Source organism: Halomonas sp. G15 (assembly GCF_021282295.1).
GTDB classification, from domain to species: domain Bacteria; phylum Pseudomonadota; class Gammaproteobacteria; order Pseudomonadales; family Halomonadaceae; genus Halomonas; species Halomonas alimentaria.
This window is the reverse complement of the sequence record NZ_JAJSPA010000035.1, coordinates 1-19,199: the sequence shown is the minus strand read 5'-3', so window position 1 is coordinate 19,199 and position 19,199 is coordinate 1. Positions and strand designations below refer to the sequence as shown.

At 67.1% G+C, this 19,199-nt stretch carries 17 protein-coding genes and 1 rRNA gene; 10 read left to right on the top strand and 8 right to left on the bottom strand.

The window, feature by feature from the left end; all coding sequences use genetic code 11:
• Positions 1–15: 15 nt before the first annotated feature.
• Entirely contained in the window at positions 16–2,220 is a 2,205-nt protein-coding gene (gene fadB, locus LWH48_RS14350) for a fatty acid oxidation complex subunit alpha FadB (RefSeq protein ID WP_232913085.1), read from the bottom strand.
• Positions 2,221–2,486: 266 nt separating this feature from the next.
• Between fadB and LWH48_RS14345 the strand changes: the two genes are divergently transcribed.
• A complete protein-coding gene (locus LWH48_RS14345) occupies positions 2,487–3,785 on the top strand; it encodes a DUF5924 family protein (protein WP_232913084.1) in 1,299 nt (432 codons plus the stop codon).
• Positions 3,786–3,858: 73 nt separating this feature from the next.
• Positions 3,859–4,308 carry a transcriptional regulator SlyA gene (gene slyA / locus LWH48_RS14340; RefSeq protein WP_232913083.1) on the top strand — a complete coding sequence of 150 codons (450 nt, stop codon included), beginning with the start codon at positions 3,859–3,861 and terminating at the stop codon, positions 4,306–4,308.
• Here the strand turns inward: slyA and LWH48_RS14335 are convergent.
• A complete protein-coding gene (locus tag LWH48_RS14335) occupies positions 4,305–4,835 on the bottom strand; it encodes a preprotein translocase subunit YajC (RefSeq protein WP_232913082.1) in 531 nt (176 codons plus the stop codon). The two genes, slyA and LWH48_RS14335, sit on opposite strands and share 4 nt — an antisense overlap.
• A 121-nt stretch (positions 4,836–4,956) precedes the next feature.
• Here LWH48_RS14335 and LWH48_RS14330 point away from each other — a divergent pair, with 121 nt between their 5' ends.
• Positions 4,957–5,412: a universal stress protein gene (locus tag LWH48_RS14330; protein WP_161432585.1), complete on the top strand. Its 456-nt coding sequence runs from the start codon at positions 4,957–4,959 to the stop codon at positions 5,410–5,412.
• 48 nt (positions 5,413–5,460) lie between these two features.
• Here the strand turns inward: LWH48_RS14330 and LWH48_RS14325 are convergent, their stop codons facing one another.
• The gene (locus LWH48_RS14325) at positions 5,461–7,425 is read right to left on the bottom strand and encodes an ATP-binding cassette domain-containing protein (protein ID WP_232913081.1); all 1,965 of its coding nucleotides are present in this window, start codon (positions 7,423–7,425) and stop codon (positions 5,461–5,463) included.
• Positions 7,426–7,549: 124 nt separating this feature from the next.
• Here LWH48_RS14325 and LWH48_RS14320 point away from each other — a divergent pair, with 124 nt between their 5' ends.
• Positions 7,550–8,443: a TatD family hydrolase gene (locus LWH48_RS14320; RefSeq protein WP_232913080.1), complete on the top strand. Its 894-nt coding sequence runs from the start codon at positions 7,550–7,552 to the stop codon at positions 8,441–8,443.
• An 11-nt stretch (positions 8,444–8,454) separates the two neighbouring features.
• The gene (locus tag LWH48_RS14315) at positions 8,455–8,958 is read left to right on the top strand and encodes a hypothetical protein (protein WP_232913079.1); all 504 of its coding nucleotides are present in this window, start codon (positions 8,455–8,457) and stop codon (positions 8,956–8,958) included.
• An 8-nt stretch (positions 8,959–8,966) separates the two neighbouring features.
• Here LWH48_RS14315 and LWH48_RS14310 read toward each other — a convergent pair whose 3' ends face one another.
• On the bottom strand, positions 8,967–11,132 hold the full coding sequence (locus LWH48_RS14310; protein WP_232913078.1) for a thiamine pyrophosphate-dependent enzyme: 2,166 nt from the start codon (positions 11,130–11,132) through the stop codon (positions 8,967–8,969).
• A 90-nt stretch (positions 11,133–11,222) separates the two neighbouring features.
• A complete protein-coding gene (locus LWH48_RS14305) occupies positions 11,223–11,780 on the bottom strand; it encodes an elongation factor P hydroxylase (protein WP_232913077.1) in 558 nt (185 codons plus the stop codon).
• Positions 11,781–11,890: 110 nt separating this feature from the next.
• Here LWH48_RS14305 and LWH48_RS14300 point away from each other — a divergent pair, with 110 nt between their 5' ends.
• The 3 genes from LWH48_RS14300 (at position 11,891) to LWH48_RS14290 (ending at position 15,228) form a co-directional block, all read left to right on the top strand.
• Positions 11,891–13,339: an MATE family efflux transporter gene (locus tag LWH48_RS14300; RefSeq protein ID WP_232913076.1), complete on the top strand. Its 1,449-nt coding sequence runs from the start codon at positions 11,891–11,893 to the stop codon at positions 13,337–13,339.
• Positions 13,311–14,363 (top strand): DUF3080 family protein, encoded by a 1,053-nt coding sequence (locus tag LWH48_RS14295; RefSeq protein ID WP_232913075.1) that lies wholly within the window; start codon positions 13,311–13,313, stop codon positions 14,361–14,363. The genes LWH48_RS14300 and LWH48_RS14295 overlap by 29 nt, the downstream gene beginning before the upstream one ends.
• A gap of 157 nt (positions 14,364–14,520) precedes the next feature.
• Entirely contained in the window at positions 14,521–15,228 is a 708-nt protein-coding gene (locus tag LWH48_RS14290) for a hypothetical protein (protein WP_232913074.1), read from the top strand.
• A 20-nt stretch (positions 15,229–15,248) separates the two neighbouring features.
• Here the strand turns inward: LWH48_RS14290 and tusA are convergent, their stop codons facing one another.
• Entirely contained in the window at positions 15,249–15,488 is a 240-nt protein-coding gene (tusA, locus tag LWH48_RS14285) for a sulfurtransferase TusA (RefSeq protein ID WP_161432577.1), read from the bottom strand.
• A gap of 45 nt (positions 15,489–15,533) precedes the next feature.
• Here tusA and LWH48_RS14280 point away from each other — a divergent pair, with 45 nt between their 5' ends.
• Entirely contained in the window at positions 15,534–15,824 is a 291-nt protein-coding gene (locus tag LWH48_RS14280; protein WP_161432576.1) for an antibiotic biosynthesis monooxygenase family protein, read from the top strand.
• A gap of 3 nt (positions 15,825–15,827) precedes the next feature.
• On the opposite strand, the gene rlmM is transcribed toward LWH48_RS14280, so the two are convergent.
• The gene (rlmM, locus tag LWH48_RS14275) at positions 15,828–16,901 is read right to left on the bottom strand and encodes a 23S rRNA (cytidine(2498)-2'-O)-methyltransferase RlmM (RefSeq protein ID WP_232913073.1); all 1,074 of its coding nucleotides are present in this window, start codon (positions 16,899–16,901) and stop codon (positions 15,828–15,830) included.
• Positions 16,902–17,247: 346 nt separating this feature from the next.
• Here rlmM and gdhA point away from each other — a divergent pair, with 346 nt between their 5' ends.
• A complete protein-coding gene (gene gdhA, locus LWH48_RS14270) occupies positions 17,248–18,600 on the top strand; it encodes an NADP-specific glutamate dehydrogenase (protein ID WP_232913072.1) in 1,353 nt (450 codons plus the stop codon).
• Between the two features lie 524 nt (positions 18,601–19,124).
• Here the strand turns inward: gdhA and rrf are convergent.
• Positions 19,125–19,199: ribosomal RNA gene (rrf, locus tag LWH48_RS18455) — 5S ribosomal RNA — on the bottom strand; the annotation flags it as partial.

Below are 19,199 nucleotides of genomic sequence, written 5' to 3'. Positions count from 1 at the left end.
TTGTCGTGGCGGGGATCAGGCCTGGGCCGGGGCCTGGTTCTGGGTGTCGTAGAAGCGCTCGCCGGCAGCGGCCATTTCGCGCAGCTTGTCGGTGGGCGCATAGAGGGCACCCAGCTCCTTGGCCAGGTCGTCGGCCAGCGCGACGAAGGCATCCACGCCCATGGCGTCGATGTAGCGCAGCGCCCCCCCACGGAACGGCGGGAAGCCGATGCCGTAGATCAGCGCCATATCGGCCTCGGCCGGACTGCCGACGATGCCATCCTCGAGGCAGCGCACGGCTTCCAGGCACAGCGGCACCATCATGCGCGCGATGATCTCCTCGTCGCTGAACTCGCGGCTCTCCCTGGCCACCCCCTTGACCAGCTCGATGGCGGCCTCGTCGCGCACCTTCTTCGGCTTGCCGCGGCGATCCTCCTCGTAGGCGTAGAAGCCTTTGGCATTCTTCTGGCCCAGGCGGTCATTCTCGAACATCACCTGGATGGCGCTCTGGCTGTCGCCTTCACCCTTGGCGCCACCGCCCAGGCTGCCCATGCGCTCCGGGAAGCCCTCGGCCATCACCTCGCCGGCGTGCACCGCGGTATCCAGGCCCACCACGTCGAGCAGGTAGGCGGGGCCCATGGGCCAGCCGAACTTCTCCATCACCTTGTCGACCCGCGCGAAGTCGGCGCCCTGCTCCATTAGCAGGCTGAAGCCGCCGAAGTAGGGGAAGAGCACCCGGTTGACCAGGAACCCCGGACAGTCGTTGACCACGATGGGGGTCTTGCCCATGGCCCGGGCGTAGGCCACGGTGGCGGCCACGGCGGCATCGCTGGTCTGCTCGCCGCGGATCACCTCCACCAGTGGCATGCGGTGCACCGGGTTGAAGAAGTGCATGCCGCAGAAGTTCTCGGGGCGCTTGAGGTTCTGTGCCAGGCGCGTGATGGAGATGGTGGAGGTGTTGGAGGTCAGGATGGTCTGCTCGCTCACCTCGGCTTCCACCTCGGCCAGTACCGCCTCCTTGACCTTCGGGTTCTCGACCACCGCCTCGACCACCAGGTCGACGTGGCCGAAGTCGCCGTAGGCGAGGGTCGGACGAATATTGGTGAGCCGCTCGGCCATCTTCTCGGTGGTGAGCTTGCCACGCTCCACCTGCTTGGCGAACAGCTTGCGCGCCTCCTTGAGGCCAAGCTCGATGGCGTCGTCCTTGATGTCCTTCATCAGGATCGGCGTGCCCTTGCTGGCACTCTGGTAGGCGATACCGCCGCCCATGATCCCGGCGCCGAGCACGGCGGCCTGCTTGACCGGGCGCGCCTGCTTCTCGTAGCGGGCCCCCTTCTTCTTGACCACCTGGTCGTTCATGAACAGGCCGACCAGGTTGAAGGCCACCTCACCCATCGCCAACTTGACGAAGGCCTTGGACTCGATGGCCTGGGCCCGGGCGCGCTCCTCGCCGGCGCCCTTCTGGATCACCTTGATCGCCTCTACGGGCGCCGGGTAGTGCGGGCCCGCCTTGCCGGCCACATAACCCTTGGCCGTCTCGAAGGCCATCATCTGCTCGATCGGCCCCAGCTTGAGTGGCTGCTGCTTCTCGGCGCGGCGGGCCCGGTAATCCAGCTCACCGGCGATGGCGCGGGCCAGGATATCGCGGGCCGCCGCCTCCAGCTGCTCGGCCGGCACCACGGCATCCACAGCGCCCATCTTCAGGGCGACATCGGCCCGGTTCTGGGTGCCGCCGGCGATCCACTCGACGGCATTGTCGGCGCCGATCAGGCGCGGCAGGCGCACGCAGCCACCCCAGCCGGGCAGGATGCCGAGCTTGGTTTCGGGCAGGCCGATCTGGGCACTCTCGCTCATCACCCGGAAGTCGGTGGTCAGCAGCACCTCGCAGCCACCGCCCAGCGCCAGGCCATTGATGGCGGTGACGGTGGGGAACGGCAGGTCCTCGATGGCATTGAAGATCCCGTGGACCCGCACCAGCATCGACTCCAGGAAGTCTCCCCCCTTGCCGAACATGGCCTGGAACTCGGTGATGTCGGCGCCGACGATGAAGGCCTCCTTGGCGCTGGTGAGCAGCAGGCCCGCCAGACCACTCTCGCCTTGCAGCGCCTTGACCGCTTCATCCAGCTCGGTGACCACCGCGCTGGAGAGCTTGTTGACCGACTCGTCCTGCAGATCGAAGGTGAGCGTGGCGATATCGTCATCGCCACGCACCACCGTGATGGCATTGCCCTGATAGATCATTCCGCGAATCTCCCGATTTCATACGGCCGTTTGAATGCGCACAGCTTGGTTCAGCCTGGCGCCGGCGTCAAGTGTCTCTGCCAAAGACCCAGGGCCATCGCAGATGGCAGCACCGCTCAAGGCGGTTCCGGGGACAGACTCCGGAGCACCGGACCGCCGCTGGGACGCTTCCAGTACTTCCTTGTACACTACCTCGGCCTGTCGGCGGACGGCGACTCCATATGCCGAGTGCTAGTCTGCTAGGGTGCCAGCCGACCGAGATGCGAATGTCCCACCCCGACAATACGCCAGCCACCAGCCGAGCCGCTCGCCTGCAGGCCTGTGCCGAAGCACTGATCCACCGCCTGCGTCCCTGGAGCTGGCTGTGGCCGCCCATTGCCTTCGCCGCCGGCCTCGGCAGTTTCTTTTTGGTGGAGCGCCAGCAGTGGCTCGGCGCGCTGCTCGCGCTGGGGATGCTCGGCGCCTGGCTGCTGCTGCTCTCGGAAAGCCTGATCGGTCGTCTGCTGGCGCGACGCGGCTATCCCACCCTGCCGCGCACGGTGACCCAGTTCATTGCCCAGATGATCCACCAGGAGACGCTGTTCTTCTGTCTCCCCTTCCTGCTGGCCACCACGGTGTGGCGCAGCGGCCAGGCGCTGTTCACCCTGCTGATCATCGCCATGGCGCTGTTTTCCGTCCTCGACCCCCTCTACCACCGGATCGCCGAACGGCAGCGCTGGTTCTACTTCGCCTTTCACGCCCAGTGCGTCTTCCTGGTGGTGCTGGTCACCCTGCCCACCCTGCTGCACCTCACCACCTACCAGAGCCTGCTGCTGGCCATCGCTGCCATGCTGCTGTTCAGCCTGCCGAGCCTGCTGCACCTGACCGCCAACCAGCGCGGACGACGCTGGCTGATGGTGCTGGTCCTGCTGCCGCTGCTGGCGGGGGCGGCCTGGGCGGGACGCACCTGGGTGCCACCGGCCAGCCTGTGGATCACTGCAACCGCCCTCTCGCCGGGCTTCGACGAGGCCGCCCGAGCACCAAGTGGCGAGTTGCGCCTTACCCCCGAGGCACTGAGCAGCCAGGGGCTGTTCGCCTACACGGCCATCCGGGCCCCTCGCGGCCTGCGTGAGGAGATCCAGCATGTGTGGCGCCAGAATGGCCAGGAAGTGGACCGGATTCCGCTGGTGATCGAGGGGGGCCGCGAGGCGGGCTACCGCGCCTGGAGCCACAAGCAGAATTTTCCCGAGTCGCCCACGGGGCACTGGCGCATCGATGTGATGACCGAAGGTGGCCAGCGCATCGGCGTGATCCGCTTCCAGGTGGCCGAGGATGAGTCGGCCACCCTGGCCGATGGGCGTCCGCGCCGGCCAGCGGGCCTGCCGCGGCTGGCATGGCAGCCGCACGTCCCGGGCGATGGTGAGGCCGAGGGCGCAGAGATGACATCACAGGAGGCAGCCATGGAGCAGACGCCGGGCGACGCCAAAAGTGACAAGGGAAAGAGTGACGCGGAAGAGAGTGGCGATGAGAGCGAGATCAGCCCCGCCGATACACCGGCGCCGGCAACTGCAGGGAAAAGCGAATGATAAGCCCGCTTGCAATCCACGCAGTGGGTTCCGACAATTCAGGAAGATTTCCTGAACCGAAGGCCCAACGTCCATGCAAGAGAACATCGGGTTCCAGCTCAGCCGTTTGCCCCGCCTGTGGCGTGCGGTCATCGACGAGCGCCTCGCCCCCCTGGGACTGACCCAGACCCGCTGGGTCACGCTCTACCACCTGTGGCGGCTGGGTGATGGCCAGCCCCAGTGCGACCTGGCCCGCGCCATCGGCGTCGAGGCCCCCTCGCTGGTGCGTACCCTCGACCAGCTCTCCGAGCAGGGCCTGGTGGAGCGCCGCCCCTGCGACCAGGACCGTCGCACCAAACGCGTCTATCTCACCGCCGCGGCCACGCCGCTGCTCGAGCGCATCGACGACGTGGTGCGAGAGGCACGCAACGAGATGCTCGCCGGCCTCGATGAGTCCGAGGTGACCACCCTGACCGATCTGCTGTCACGCATCGAGGACAATGGCCTGGCGTTGCAGGCGCGGGAGAATGAGGCGCACGGCTAGACGGCGGGCGGCACCGGCGGACCGGATGCCTGTGGGTCATCGGGCCGCCCTGCCAGGCCATCACGCAGGGCCTCGAAATCCTCGAGATAGGTCGAGAAGCGCTCATAGCCCTGGGATTCATGCCACCACAGTGTCAAGGCCCGGGTATCGGACTCCACCACCAGGGCATCCTGGGGCAACCGCTCCAGCAGCCGCTTGAGTCTCGCCTCCAGCGCGTCGGGCAGGGGCCGCAACGGCTCCTTGCGCCAGCGCCAGTCATGGGCGAAGGGCTTGAGCGCTGCGGCCGCATGCGAGCCGCGGACCAGCATGAAATCCGGCCCCGGCCGCTGTGGCGGATAGGGCCAGCGATAGGCCGGCATCGGCACCTTGTCGCCATGCAGCGGCGGCACCTGCAGCGTCACCTTGAGCCCGGTCTGCATGGCCGCGTTGCGGAGTGCCGCAACACGCTTCTGTCGCGGGCTGGGCTTGAGCCACATCACCGGCGAGATCACCAGCAGCATGACCAGCAGGATAAATAGCCAGATCATCGGCCTCTCTCCCCTCGAGTTAATGCGAAATGATTGATATAGACCGTTGTCTTGCCGGATCAGCCGGCCTAGAGTGATGGCATCACCATAGACCGCACGACATCTGTCGAGGAGCCCTCCCATGAGCAACGAATATCGTCACGTCCTGGTCGCCGTCGACCTGACCAAGGATTCCCACCGGGTGCTGGAGCGCGCCGCCCAGATCGCCGACCGCAACCAGGCCAAGCTCTCCATCATGCACACCCTGGAGCCGCTGGGCTTCGCCTATGGCGGCGACATCCCCATGGACCTGACCAGCATCCAGGACCAGCTCGACGAGCATGCCAAGCATCGTCTCGCCGAGATCGCCGACCCGCGCGTGGCCAAGGAGGACCAGCACGTAGTGGTGGGCATGCCCGACACCGAGATCCACCGTTTCGCCGAGGAGCACGATGTCGATCTGATCGTGGTCGGCTCCCATGGCCGTCACGGCTTTGCCCTGCTGCTGGGCTCAACCTCCACCGGCGTGCTCCACGGCGCCCAGTGCGACGTGCTGGCCGTGCGCGTGGGCCAGAAGGGCGAGAAGAGCGAAGAGTAATCGCCTACTGTCGGCCCATTTCTCTAGGCGCCCTCCGGGGCGCCTTTCTCATGCCTCGCCGGACGCCTGGGCCTCCAGCTCCATCCAACGTTCCATGGCCGCATCGAGCTCGGCCTGCCGCGCGGCGAGGGCCTCCAGCGTGGCGGTCACCTCACTGGCCTCCCGCTGATAGAAGCCCGGGTCACCGACCTGGGCCTCGAACCCGGCGACCTCCCCCTCAAGCCGTTCGATCTCCGCCGGCAGGCCGTCGAGTTCGCGCTGCAGCTTGTAGGAGAGCTTGGCGGGCTTCCTGGCGGCTCCCTTGTCAGCGGCCAACGCCGCCTTCTCCGTCCCCTCGGCCACAACCGTCGTGCCCCCCGATGGCGCCGGCGACGGCTCCGCCACCGGCTCGGCGTGCTGGCGCGCCGCCCCTTCCCAGGGGGCCGGCGGCAGACTGCCGCCCTGGCGCACCCAGTCACTGTAGCCACCCACATATTCGCGCACCCGACCCTCGCCCTCGAAGGCCAGCACGCTGGTGACCACGTTGTCCATGAAGGCCCGGTCGTGGGAGACCAGCAGCAGGGTGCCGTCGAAGTCGAGCAGCAACTCCTCGAGCAGCTCCAGGGTCTCCACGTCGAGATCGTTGGTGGGCTCGTCGAGGACCAGCACGTTGGCGGGCTGGGTGAACAGCTTGGCCAGCAGCAGGCGATTGGACTCGCCGCCGGAAAGCGCCTTGACCGGCTGCCGCACCCGCTCCGGGGTGAACAGGAAGTCCTGCAGGTAGCTCATCACGTGGCGGTCGCGGCCGCCCACGCTGATGCGGTCGCTGCCCTGGGCGACGTTGTCGTAGACGGTCTTCTCGGGCTCCAGCCCGGCACGCAGCTGGTCGAAATAGGCCACCTGCAGCTTGGTCCCGAACTGCACCTTGCCCTCGCTCGGTTCAAGCTCCCCGAGCAGGATCTTGAGCAGCGTGGTCTTGCCGGCACCGTTGCGGCCGATGAAGCCGATGCGGTCGCCGCGCTGCACCTCCAGCGACAGGTCGCGGATCACCGGCTCGCCGGCAAAGCGCTGGGTGACGTGCTCGAGGCTCACTACCCGCTTGCCGCTGCGCTCGCCGCTATCGACGGAGAGCGCGGCCTTGCCCTGGCGCTCACGGCGCTCGCTGCGCTCACGGCGCAGCTGCTCCAGTGCCCTGACCCGGCCCTCGTTGCGGGTACGTCGGGCCTTGATGCCCTGGCGGATCCAGGCCTCCTCCTGGGCGAGCTTCTTGTCGAATTCGGCATGCTCGCGGGCCTCGACTTCCAGCTCATGGCTCTTCTGCGCCTGATAGGCGGCATACTCCCCGGGATAGCGGCCCAGGCGCCCGCGATCGAGTTCGAGGATCGCCGTGGCCAGCCTCGACAGGAAGGCACGGTCGTGGGTAATGAAGAGCACGGCACCATTGAAGTCCAGCAGCTGCTCCTCCAGCCAGGCGATGGTGTCGAGGTCGAGGTGGTTGGTGGGCTCGTCGAGCAGCAGCAGGTCGGGCTCGGCGACCAGCGCCCGGGCCAGCGCCACACGGCGACGCCAGCCGCCGGAGAGGTCTGCCATCTCGGCCTCGGCGGGCAGGCCGAGGCGGGTCAGCACCACATCGATGCGCTGGTGGAAGGACCAGCCGTCGATCGCCTCGAGCCGCGTCTGCAGCTCGGCCATGCGGCGCATGTCGGGCTCGTCCTCATGGATCAGGTGGTGGTACTCGGAGAGCAGCTCGCCGGCCTCGGGCAGTCCACCCGCCACCATGTCGAAGATGGTCTGGCCGGAGGCCTCGGGAAGCTCCTGGGCCAGCACGCCGATCTTGAGCCCGGGAGCACGCCAGATATTGCCGCCGTCGGGCAGGATCTCGCCGGCCACCAGGCGCAGCAGCGTCGACTTGCCGGTGCCGTTGCGCCCCACCAGGGCCAGGCGCTCGCCCTTCTGCAGCACCAGGTCGGCGCCGTCGAGAAGCACATGGGTACCATAGGCCAGTTGCAACTGTTCCAGACGTAGCAGGGTCACGCGGGGTCCTCCTCGATCGACAGGGCGCCCAGTGTAACTCAAGCGTGCCCGGACGTGGCCGTGGCCTCCGTCCGACGGGTAGAATAGCGCCCCCTGCCGACCCCCACTGCACAGGAGCCAAGGCGTGGCCGACACCTTCGATGACTTCCTGCCCGAGGCGCTGCGCTTCACCTCGCCCAGCCCGCTGGTCGACATCGGCGCCAACCTGACCCATGACAGCTTTGCCCGGGACCTGCCGGCGGTGCTGGCCCGGGCCCGGGCGGCCAACGTGACCACACTGATCCTCACCGGCACCGATCGCGAGCACGCCGAGCAGGCGGTAGCCATGGCCCGCCGGTACGCCGGCGAGGGCCTGGCACTGCATGCCACCGCCGGGGTCCACCCCCACGATGCCAGCCGCTGGGATGCCGGACTGGCCGCCGCCATGGCCGAGCTGCAGCGCCAGCCAGAGGTGGTGGCCGTGGGCGAGTGTGGCCTCGACTTCAACCGTAACTTCTCGACCCCCGCCGAGCAGGAGCGCGCCTTCGAGGCCCAGCTGGGGATGGCAGCGGAGAGCGGCAAGCCGCTGTTCATCCACGAGCGCGACGCCGGCCAGCGCATGCGCGAGATGCTGCATGCATGGCGCGACGAGATCGGCGATGCCGTGGTGCACTGCTTCACCGCCGACCGTGCAACGCTGTTCGGCTATCTCGATCTGGACCTGCATATCGGCCTGACCGGCTGGCTGTGCGACGAGCGCCGTGGCCACCACCTGCGCGAGCTGGTCGCGGAGATCCCCGCCACGCGGCTGATGGTGGAGACCGACTGTCCCTACCTGCTGCCGCGCAACTTACCTGCCAAACTCAAGGGCAGACGCCATGAGCCGGCGCTGCTGCCCTGGATCCTGCGCGAGATCGCCCACTGGCGCGGCGACAGCGAGGCCGAACTGGCGGCGGCTACGACCACAACGGCCCGGCGCTTCTTCCGACTGCCGGCCGACGCTTCCCGCGAGGCGAGCCGCGGCGACACGACACCATGAGGACACCCGACATGCCACCCAAAGGCGATGACACTTCGATCCCCGGCTTTATCGCCGTGGAGACCGGCGATGAGGGCGGGCTGCCGCTGGCGATCGCCTGGACGCTGCCCGATGGCCGCGTCAAGCACACCCTGATCCAGCCCGAGGACGAGTGGCTGGAGGCCGAGCTGGTCTCGCTGGGCGGCTACAGCCTCGAGGAACTCGGTAGCATGGGGGTGAGCCCGCTGGACGTGATCCGCGAGCTGGAAAACGACCATTTCAGCGCCACCCTGTTCACTGCCGGCGTCGGCGACGACGAGGCGGCCCTGTCACGGCTCTTCGATACCTACGGGCTGGATCCCTTCGTCGAACTGGCCCCCGCGGAGAGCCTGTATGACGACCTCGACCCCGGCGACTGGTCGCGGGCACGCGGCGAGCTGTTCGGCGAACTGGGCCTCGAGCCACTGCGCCCGGAGCATGAGGTAGAGGTGATGCTGCGGCTGCATCAGCGGCTCAACGGCGGCGACGCGGACTAAACGACCGGCTATCGCCCCAGCAGCTCCCGGGTACGCACCACGATGTCCTCCGCGGCGGGCAGGGTTACGGTGGCGGCGCGCCCCAGGGGAATGAAGCTGTCCTCGGCGGTGAGTCGCATCACCTGCCTGCCGTCCAGCCCCCGCTCCACCAGCCCGGTCACCAGCTCCTCGCTCGGCGAGCCAGAGCGACGGCACTCGTCGACGATCAGTACCCGCGCGCAGTCGGCCACGGCGGCATGCACGGCATCGTGGTCGATGGCGGTGAGCCAGCGCAGGTCGACGATGCGCAGCGCGATTCCCTCGGCCTGCAGCCGCTCCGCGGCCTGCCGCGACAGGTAGACGCCGTTGCCGTAGGTGACGATGGCCAGGTCCCGCCCGGTGCCCCACTGGCCCAGCTCACCCACCGCCAGGCGATGTTCGGGCCCCGGATCGGTGAAGCACCAGGCGCCGTCGCCCTCCGCGAGCAGGTCGCGGGTGTGGTAGAGGGCGATGGGCTCGATGACCACCACCACCCGCTGCTCCTCGTCGGCCAGGCGAACCGCCTCCTGCAGGAGCCCCACCGCATCGGCCCCGTTGGAGGGGCAGGCCACCAGCAGTCCCGGAATGTCGCGCAGCACGGCGATGGCATTGTCGTTGTGGAAGTGCCCCCCGAAGCCCTTCTGGTAACCCAGCCCGGCGATACGCACCACCATGGGGTTGGTGTACTGCCCGCTGGAGAAGAAGCTGAGCGTGGCCGCCTCGCCGCGCAGCTGGTCCTCGGCGTTATGCAGGTAGGCCAGGAACTGGATCTCCAGGATCGGAACCAGGCCATTCTGGGCCATGCCGATGCCGAGCCCCAGGATGCTCTGCTCGTCGAGCAGGGTATCGATCACCCGATGCGCCCCGAATCGCGCCTGCAGCTTCTGGGTCACCCCGTAGACGCCGCCCTTGCGACCGATGTCCTCACCCGCCATGACCAGGTGCGGGTAGCGGCCCATCAGCCGCTCCAGGGCGCGATTGAGATGCCGCGCCAGGGTGTCGGGGGTGACATCGACCGTGCCCTGCCAGGGCGCGATACGCGACGGCCGAGGCGGCGGCACGATACTCGCCATCACCTGCTCCGCACTCGTCAGACGCGGACGGCCGATCGCCTCCTCGGCACGGCGCGCCACCTGCTCACGCAGGTCATGATAGCGCTCGGCGATGGCGTCGCGACTCAGGACGCCGTGGCGGCGCAACAGACCGGCGGTGACCAGCAGCGGGTCGCGGGCCTCGTCGGCCTGGATGCGCGCGGGAGAAAGATACGCCTGCTGGGCATCGGAGCCGGCGTGGCCGAAGAGCCGTACGCAGCGCATATGCAGGAACACCGGCCGCCGCCGGGTGCGCGCGATATGCACCGCCTCGCGTGACGCCCGCCAGGTATCGAGCAGGTCGAGGCCATCGCAGGCCAGGTAGTGAACGCCGGGGCGTGACGTCATGCTCGCCGCGATCCACCCGGCGGGCGTGGGGGTCGAAATGCCGATGCCATTGTCCTCGCAGAGCCACACCAGCGGCATCGGCAAGCCCTGGTAGGCGCTCCAGGCCGCGGCATTGAGCGCCCCCTGGGCGGTGGAGTGGTTGAAGGAGGCGTCCCCGAAGCTGCACAGCACCACCCCGTCATGGGGCCACTGGCCCGCGACTCCCAGGCGTTTCGTCAGGGCCAGGGAGTGGGCGGTGCCCATGGCCTTGGGCAGGTGGGAGGCGATGGTGCTGGTCTGGGGCGGCACATTGAGCACCCTGGAGCCCAGCACCTTGTGGCGGCCACCGGAGATCGGGTCCTCGGCACAGGCCGCGAAGCTCAGCAGCAGATCGCGCAGCGGATCCTGACCCGGCACCATGCGTGCGCGCTGGATGAAGAAGGCCGCATCACGGTAATGGAGGAAGGCGGGGTCGGTGTGTCGCAGCGCCATGGCCACGGCGGCATTGCCCTCGTGGCCGGCGCTGCCGATGGTGTAGAAGGCCTCGCCACGCGCCTGCAGGCGGCGCGCCTGGAGGTCCAGGTGGCGGCTCATCAGCTGCGATTCGAACAGCTCGATCAGGGCCTCGGGGGAGAGTCCTGCCTGCGCCAGGCTCAGGGCCTGCTCGGCAGCGGGCCAGTCGTCCTGGCCCAGGGCCTCGAGGAAGCGTTGCTCCTGCGGGTGCGGATCGGGGTACACGGTGACTCCATCGGCCAGCGATAAAACATACACCCTAGCCCGCTCGCGGCCGCTGCGAACAGCACCCGCCGACTCACGCTTGCCAACGCTTCAGGCCGGCTCGACCTGCAGCCGGTCGCGACCGGCCGCCAGCGCCTCGTCGAGTGCTGCGCCGTCGCGGTAGAAGGTCGCCAGCGCAGTGCGCAGCGCCTCGGCCCGAAGTGGCAGGCCCTCGCTCAGATAGCGCCGGGCACGTGCCTCGACCTTGGCATGGAAGGCGTCGCGATCCACTTCGGCATCGCCGTCGAGGTTGTCGACGCTGACGTGAAAGCGCAGCCCACAGGCCCGGGAGAAGAGCAGTTCCAGCGCCTGGGGCGCCACCTCCACGGCCTCGAAGTCACCCTGCTGGTCGGCGTCCCGGCCGTCGGGCAGGTACCAGTAACCGTAATCCTCCAGCTCGCGGCGCCGTGCGCCGGCGATGCACCAGTGGCTGATCTCGTGCAGCGCGCTGGTGAAGAAGCCGCGGGCGAAGATCACTCGATGCCAGGGGCTCTCGGCGTCGGCGGGCAGGTAGAGGGGCTCATCCCCCCCGCGTACCAGGCGAGTCCGGTAAGTCTCCTCGAACAGGCCGTCGAACAGGGCGATGATGTCCTCGAGGCGGTGTGTCACGCGGCCTCCGTGGTCATGGGTAAGCCGCCAGTATACCCGTCGCCAGACGGGTAAAAAACGCTCGGCCTTGCTAGCATGAGCGCCCTTCCCGGCCGCATGGAGCGCACCCCTTGAGCCGCCCGCTTGCCACCCTCCTCGACACCGCACGCCGCGAGACGCGCCCGCTGCTGGTGCTGGCCCTGCCAATCTGCGGTGCCCAGCTGGCCCAGGCCGGCATGAGCGTGGCCGACGTGATGATGACCGGGCGCCTGAGCGCCACCGACCTGGCGGCGGTATCGGTGGGCTCCAGCCTGTGGCTGCCACTGATGCTGTTCATGACCGGTACCCTGATGGGGCTGACGCCCATCGTCGCTCAGCTGCTGGGTGGCCGACGCAGCGGCGAGATCGGCCCCAACGTGCACCAGGGATTGTGGGTGGCCCTGGCACTGGGGGCGCTGGCCGCTACCCTGCTGTGGTTCGCGGTGGGCCCGATCTTCACCCTGATGGACGTGCCCGAAGCGGTGGCGGAGCGCTCCCGCAGCTACCTCTTCGCGGTCGCCTTCGGCATGCCCGGAGCCGCACTCTTCCAGGCCCTTCGCGCCTTCTCCGACGGCATGAATCACACCCGTCCCTCGCTGTGGATCAGCCTGCTGGGCCTCGCGGTCAATGTGCCCAGCAACTTCGTGCTGATCTACGGCGGCGAGGGTCTCAGCGACCTGCTGGGCAGCTGGCTCCCGGGCTGGATCCAGGCGCTGCCAGCGCTGGGTGCGCTGGGCTGCGGCATCGCCACGGCGCTGTCGCTGTGGACCATGTGCCTGGCCATGGTGCTCTACACCCGCCACTCACGAGCCTATGGCGAGGTCTCGCTATGGCATGCCCCCAGCCCCCCTAGGCGGCGGATGATCGGCGAGCTGCTCTACGTGGGGCTGCCCATCGGCGTGGCGATCTTCGTCGAGGTCACGCTGTTCACGCTGATCGCCCTGTTCATCGCCAGCCTGGGTGAGATCACCGTGGCCGCCCATCAGGTGGCGCTCAACTACACGTCCATCCTGTTCATGCTGCCGCTGTCGTTGAGCATGGCGCTGACCGTGCGCGTGGGCAACGTGCTCGGCCAGGGCCGTCCGAGCTATGCTCGGCGGGTGGCCTGGCACGGCATCGCCGTCTGCCTCGCCGTGGCACTGATCAACGGCCTGCTGCTGCGCTTTACCGCGGAACCGGTGATCGGCCTCTATACCCGCGACGCCGAAGTGGCCAGCCTGGCCCTGTCGCTGGTGCTGCTGGCCATGGTCTACCAGGTCTCCGATTCGCTGCAGGTCAACCTGGCCGGTGCGCTGCGCGGCTACAAGGATACGCGTATCATCATGATGATCACGCTGGCTTCCTACTGGCTGGTGGGCATGGCCGGCGGTCACTGGCTGGGCACCCGCGGCATTCCCGGACTCGTCGAGCCTCTCGGTGTGCACGGCTACTGGATCGGCCTGATCGGCGGGCTCACCGCTGCCGCGGTGATGCTCGGCGAGCGACTGAGACGAATCGGCAAGGCGGTGGCCCATGGCGAACGCGACCCGCTCCATCCCTGACATCCTGCGCCGCGGCGGCGTGGGCATCGTCCTGGCGGTAAGCCTGGTCGGCTGCGGCGGCAACGACGCCAGTGACCGCCTGCTCCGCGACTACCAGCGAGCCCTCGCCGAGCGGCTCGAACTGGCACCTCCCAAGCACGCCAAGCCCCGCAATATCGGCGCCTTCCCCGAACTGCGCGAACGCCGCGTGAGCATTCCCGAGACCCGCGAAGGCATGCTCGACATCCACGCCCTGCGCGAATGCCACATCACCACCCTGGTCGCCGAGCGCAACAGCACCCTGGGCCGTGTGGCACCGGCCAGCCAGCGCTGGCAATACGAGCTCGAGCTCTGGCGACGCTTGGAGTCATGCCTGTCGGGCAAGGTGGCGGAGCGCCTCGCCGCAAACGACCTCGCCCGCCTAGAGCGGCTCACCGTGACCAAGCGCGAGCAACTGCCCCGCGCGATCTGGAACGGGTTGTTCGGGTCGGAGGAGTGGGCGCAGAGCTTCTCGCGGGTCAGCTCCGCCCTGGCACCGGAAGCACTGGCGCCTCCAGGCGAGCAGCTGGCAGCCCTCGACTATCTCCACGAGCTGAGCCGAGCCCCCTTCGAGGCAGACCGACCGCTACCCAGCCCTGATAGGCTAGAGGACCACCTGCAGGCACTCAACGACCGCCCCTACACGGCAGAGCTGCTGCGCACCCTGCTGCTCGCCGAACAGCGCCTCACTGAAGCCAATGCCCTGCTCGACCGGGCACTCTCCACCCCCGGGCACTGCCCCACAGGAGATTTCACCGCCGACCTGCAGCAGACCCCCGAGGCCCGACGGCTCGCCGCCTGGCTGGAGGCACTGGATGACGCGGCCGCGGCCTGGCTCACCGGCCTGGAACCGCTCTTCGCCAGCCTGAAAGCGCCGCCCGACGACGTGGAGGCGTACCGCCAGGCGTGGCTCTCGCGACAGCGCAACGCGGCGCCTTTACCCCGCTTTCGCCAGGCCATGCAAGGCCATCTGGAGCGGCGACATCGCCTGGCATCGCGCTGTTGAGCGGCTATCCCGACGGTGAGCCAATGCCACAGGGCTTAACCTGGGGGTGGGTCTATGCTATTGGTGGTGCCTGAGTGACGCAGAGCGCTTTCGCGCCGGCCCGGGGAGCCCGCCACCCGGCCCGGTCCCGTGATCAAGCAGCACCTGGAGAGACGCCATGGGAACCCAGCTGTCACCCCGCTCCGCCCGGGTCATCGACCTGGAAGCAAGGCGCCAGCGTCAGCAGGCCAGACGCCGCCTGATACGACTGGCACCGGAACTCGATGGGCTCGAGATGGTGTATCGCCTGGATTCCAGCCCGGACACCCTGTATGGCATGCCGCTGCTGGCCTGGGGCCTGCGCGAGGATGGTGAAGTGGTCGGACTGGTGGCGTGGATGGAGTCGTTGACGCCCTGCCATCGCCTCGATGACGACGAGCACGGCCGCTTCGTCGGCTACCGAGACCCCGAGACCGAAGAGCTGTTCGAGGTAGCGCCGGAGCACAAGCTGATGGAGCTGGAGCACGCCGCGAACTACTTCGACTATGAGGAGACCGAGCAGGTCACCCTGATCCAGCAGTTGCCCGAGATTCAGGGCACCCATGCCCTGTGCATGGACGACGGCGATGCACCCTGGCAGCTAAAGCAGGTGTTCGGCTGGCGCCTCTACAGCGACGGAAAGATCGAAGCGCTGCTGGCCGACGAGCGCCGCGTCGAGGAGACGCCCATCCTGCTCGGCGATGCCTGCCTCTATCCCGGACACAGCCGCCACCGACTGGTCTACTTCTTCCAGCGTCAGATCGCCAACCGCATCCGTCAGGAAGACCCTGCGACCCTGGAGGCACTGGCCCTGATGGTGATGCCGGAGAGCGACCCCGGAACCTGACCAACAGGGCCGGGACAGAATTAGCCTAACCGGATAAAGTAGAGGTAGCTGTCCCCGAGCTGCCGCTGATCGACCAGCTCATGGCCCAGGAACTGGCAGAATCTGGGCACGTCGCGGGTGGTGGCCGGATCGCTGGCAATCACCTTCAGCACTTCGCCCGCCTGCATATCGCGGACCTTGTTGTGCATCAGCATTATCGGCTCGGGACAGTAGAGCCCGGTGGTATCGAGTTCGGCGTGAAAGTCGGGTATCTCCGCCATCGAGGACCTCGTGGGTTGCTTAAGAAATCAGTCGGAGCCTGCAAGATGATCAAGATCATTATCGAACGCCGTATCATGCCCGGTCTCGAGGAGGAGTACGAGGAGGCCGCCCGCGAGGCCATGCGTGAGTCCCTGGGCGCCAGGGGCTTCGTGGGTGGCGAGAGTCTCGTGGAACTGGGGCACAGCGACCGGCGTCTGATGATCACCAAGTGGCGCGACATGCGCGCCTGGAAGGAGTGGTACTCCAGCGAGACCCGCACCCGGGTGATGCAGCGGCTGCTGCCACTGCTGACCGAGGAGGAGCGCATCCGCATCTACGAGCCCACCGCCCACTGAGCATCACCCCCTCAGGCGCACATGCACCGTCACCTCTTCACGATCATGGTAGAGGTGACGGCAGGCAATCTCGGCGTCGACCCTGGCAGCCTCCAGCGCCTCGGCGAGCCGCCCCAGGCAGGCTTCCACTTCGGGCCAGCGTCGCTTCATCGGCAACTTGAGGTTGAAGACCGCCTCTCGGCACCAGCGCCGAACCAGCCAGCGCTCCACCATCGCCTCGACCCGTGACGGCTTGTCGACGATATCGCAGACCAGCCAGTCGAGGCGATACGGGGGCTCCCAGGTAAATCCATCCTCGTGCAGGTGCTCGACCTGCCCGGTAGCCATCAGTGCCTTGTCCATGGGGCCATTGTCGATGGCGTAGACATGCATGCCGCGCTGCACCAGCTGCCAGGTCCAGCCGCCGGGCGCCGCCCCCAGATCCGCCGCCTGCATGCCCTGACCGAGACGCTCGTCCCACTCAGCGCGCGGCACGAACTCATGCCACGCCTCCTCCAGCTTGAGGGTGGAACGGCTGGGCGCCGCTTTCGGGAAGCGCAGGCGACGAATGCCGCCCGGCAGCTCGCTGCGATTGCCGGGAAAACTCATGCCCAGCTGCACACGATCACCGGCACTCCACAGCAGATGGAGCCGCCGCCCGCCGGCCTTGCGACGCAGTGCCTTGCGCTTGGTCAGCAGCGAGGTCAGCGGCCTCTCCAGCGCCTTGGCCAGCCCGGACAGCGCCTTGCCCTCGTTGGTGTCCGGGGTCTCCTGCCACAGGCTCTCGAAGCTCCAGCCGCTGGCCACCACCTGGTCGATGATCGGCGTGAGCCGGTCATCACGCGTCAGCATCAGTGGTGGCAGAGCCACCAGGCTCTGCCGGGCGAAGACCAGCCCTGTCAGCGGCAGGTCACGATGCAGGCCGTTGGCTGCCTCGCCTTCAGGCAGCAGGAAACGCACGAAGCCATCGCCCTGCGTGTAGTGAGCCTCACCTTCTCTGCCGAGCGCCGCGACCTTGTCGGCCAGCTCGGCTGCCAGGTCGGGCTCGAAACCAGGACGACAGTAACAGAGCAGCTCCCCCGGGTAAGTCATCGTCATCTCCATGCCGCACCTTGTTTCTGTGTATGCCTATGGCCCCGCCCCTGCCGGGGCAACCGGGGGCGAAGCACCTTAGCACCACGCTTCCCACGAGGAAAGCCGGTAAAGGATTGCAGACATCACGCAACCTGCGTTTAAAAACCATCTATGAAGAAATATCGATGCATGAATTGGGTGCAAGTGTTTTCCGGATTTACAAGCGTGTTTGGCTCATAACAATGTCTAACGAGCGCATGACCCATACATTTGCTGCATAATGGTGCATTGCTATATAGTCGTTGCCCGTGGAAACCACTTTCAGATTGGCCTGTTGCGGCCGGCACATTCACTCACACAGGAAACGATGATGCCCTACGTTCACGATACCCTGGAAAACCTTCGCAAGAGCAGCCCTGCCCAGACCGAGTTCTACCAGGCCGCCGAGGAAGTCCTGGAGTGCCTGCGTCCGCTGTTCCAGCACAGCCCCCACTACCTGGATCACAGCATCATCGAGCGCATCGTGGAACCCGAGCGCCAGATCATGTTCCGCATCTGCTGGACCGACGACGACGGCCGCGTCCAGGTGAACAAGGGTTACCGCATCCAGTTCAACTCGGCGCTGGGCCCCTACAAGGGTGGGCTGCGCTTCCACCCCAGTGTCACCTCCGGCACCATCAAGTTCCTCGGCTTCGAGCAGATCTTCAAGAATGCCCTCACCGGCCTGCCCATCGGTGGCGGCAAGGGCGGCTCGGACTTCGACCCCAAGGGCAAGTCCGATGGCGAGATCATGCGCTTCTGCCAGGCCTTCATGTCCGAGCTGTATCGGCATATCGGCCCGCACACCGACGTCCCCGCTGGCGACATCGGTGTCGGCGGCCGTGAGATCGGCTACCTCTACGGCCAGTACAAGCGCCTGACCGGCCGCTATGAGGGCGTACTCACCGGCAAGGGGCTGGACTGGGGCGGCTCCATCGGTCGCAAGGAGGCCACCGGCTACGGCGCGGTCTACTTCGCCCAGAACATGCTGGAAGCCCTCGGCAAGACCCTAGAAGGCAAGACCTGCCTGGTCTCCGGCGCCGGTAACGTGGCGATCTACACCATCGAGAAGCTCTACGAGATGGGCGCCAAGCCGGTGACCTGCTCCGACTCCCGCGGCACCCTGCATGACGCCCGCGGCATCGACCTTGACCTGCTCAAGGAGCTCAAGGAGGTCAAGCGCGCTTCGCTGGAGGCCTATCTGGAGCAGCACCCCGAAGCGACCTACATTCCGGCCGGCGAGTACCCCGAGGGTGGCCACGCGGTCTGGCGTATCAAGGCCGATGCCGCCTTCCCCTGCGCCACCCAGAACGAACTCACCGCCGACGACGCCCAGGCCCTGCTGGACAACGGCGTCTACTGCATCAGCGAAGGCGCCAACATGCCCTCCACCGCAGATGCCGTGGACCGCTTCCTCGAGGCGAAGATCGCCTACGGACCCGGCAAGGCTGCCAATGCCGGCGGTGTGGCGACCAGCCAGCTGGAGATGGCCCAGAACAGCAGCATGGAGCAGTGGCCGCTGGAGAAGGTCGACGAGAAGCTCAAGGAGATCATGGCCAATATTCACCGCCAGTGCGCCGATACCGCCGAGGAGTTCGGCGAACCCACCAACCTGGTGCTGGGTGCCAACATTGCCGGTTTCCGCAAGGTGGCCGATGCGATGATCGACCAGGGCGTGGTGTAACACACACTCCCCGAAGCATCACTACGCAAAAGCCCGGACCACATGGTCCGGGCTTTTCTGTTGTTGCCTGTATCGCCGACCGGCTCGGCAAGCGACGAGGCTTAGACGTGGGGCATGAAACCACGGCGGGCATGTGCAGCGCACTGAGCTTCAGCCAGCTTGATCATTCCACGCCACACGCCGCGCAGAAGAGGCTTTACGACACGGCGTGAGGTTCCGCTGCGGTCCCAGATGGTAGGGAAGGCTTCGACCGACTTGATCATGACAAGGACCTCTGGCTCTATTGATAATGGAGAACATTATACCTTGGTATAAAGACTAAAGTCTAACCTCGGCCATCAGGGCCCAGGACCGCGTGCTGACCTCCCCTCCTACGAACGCAAAAAAGCCCCGACCATCTCATGATGATCGGGGCTTTTCTTAATAAGTGCCTGACGATGATCCGGGCGGCGCTCCGCTACTCTCCATGGGGAGACCCCTGGAACGACGAAACCCCAGCCATGGGCTGGGGTTTCTGAATAAGTGCCTGACGATGACCTACTCTCACATGGGGAGACCCCACACTACCATCGGCGCTGAGCGGTTTCACTGCTGAGTTC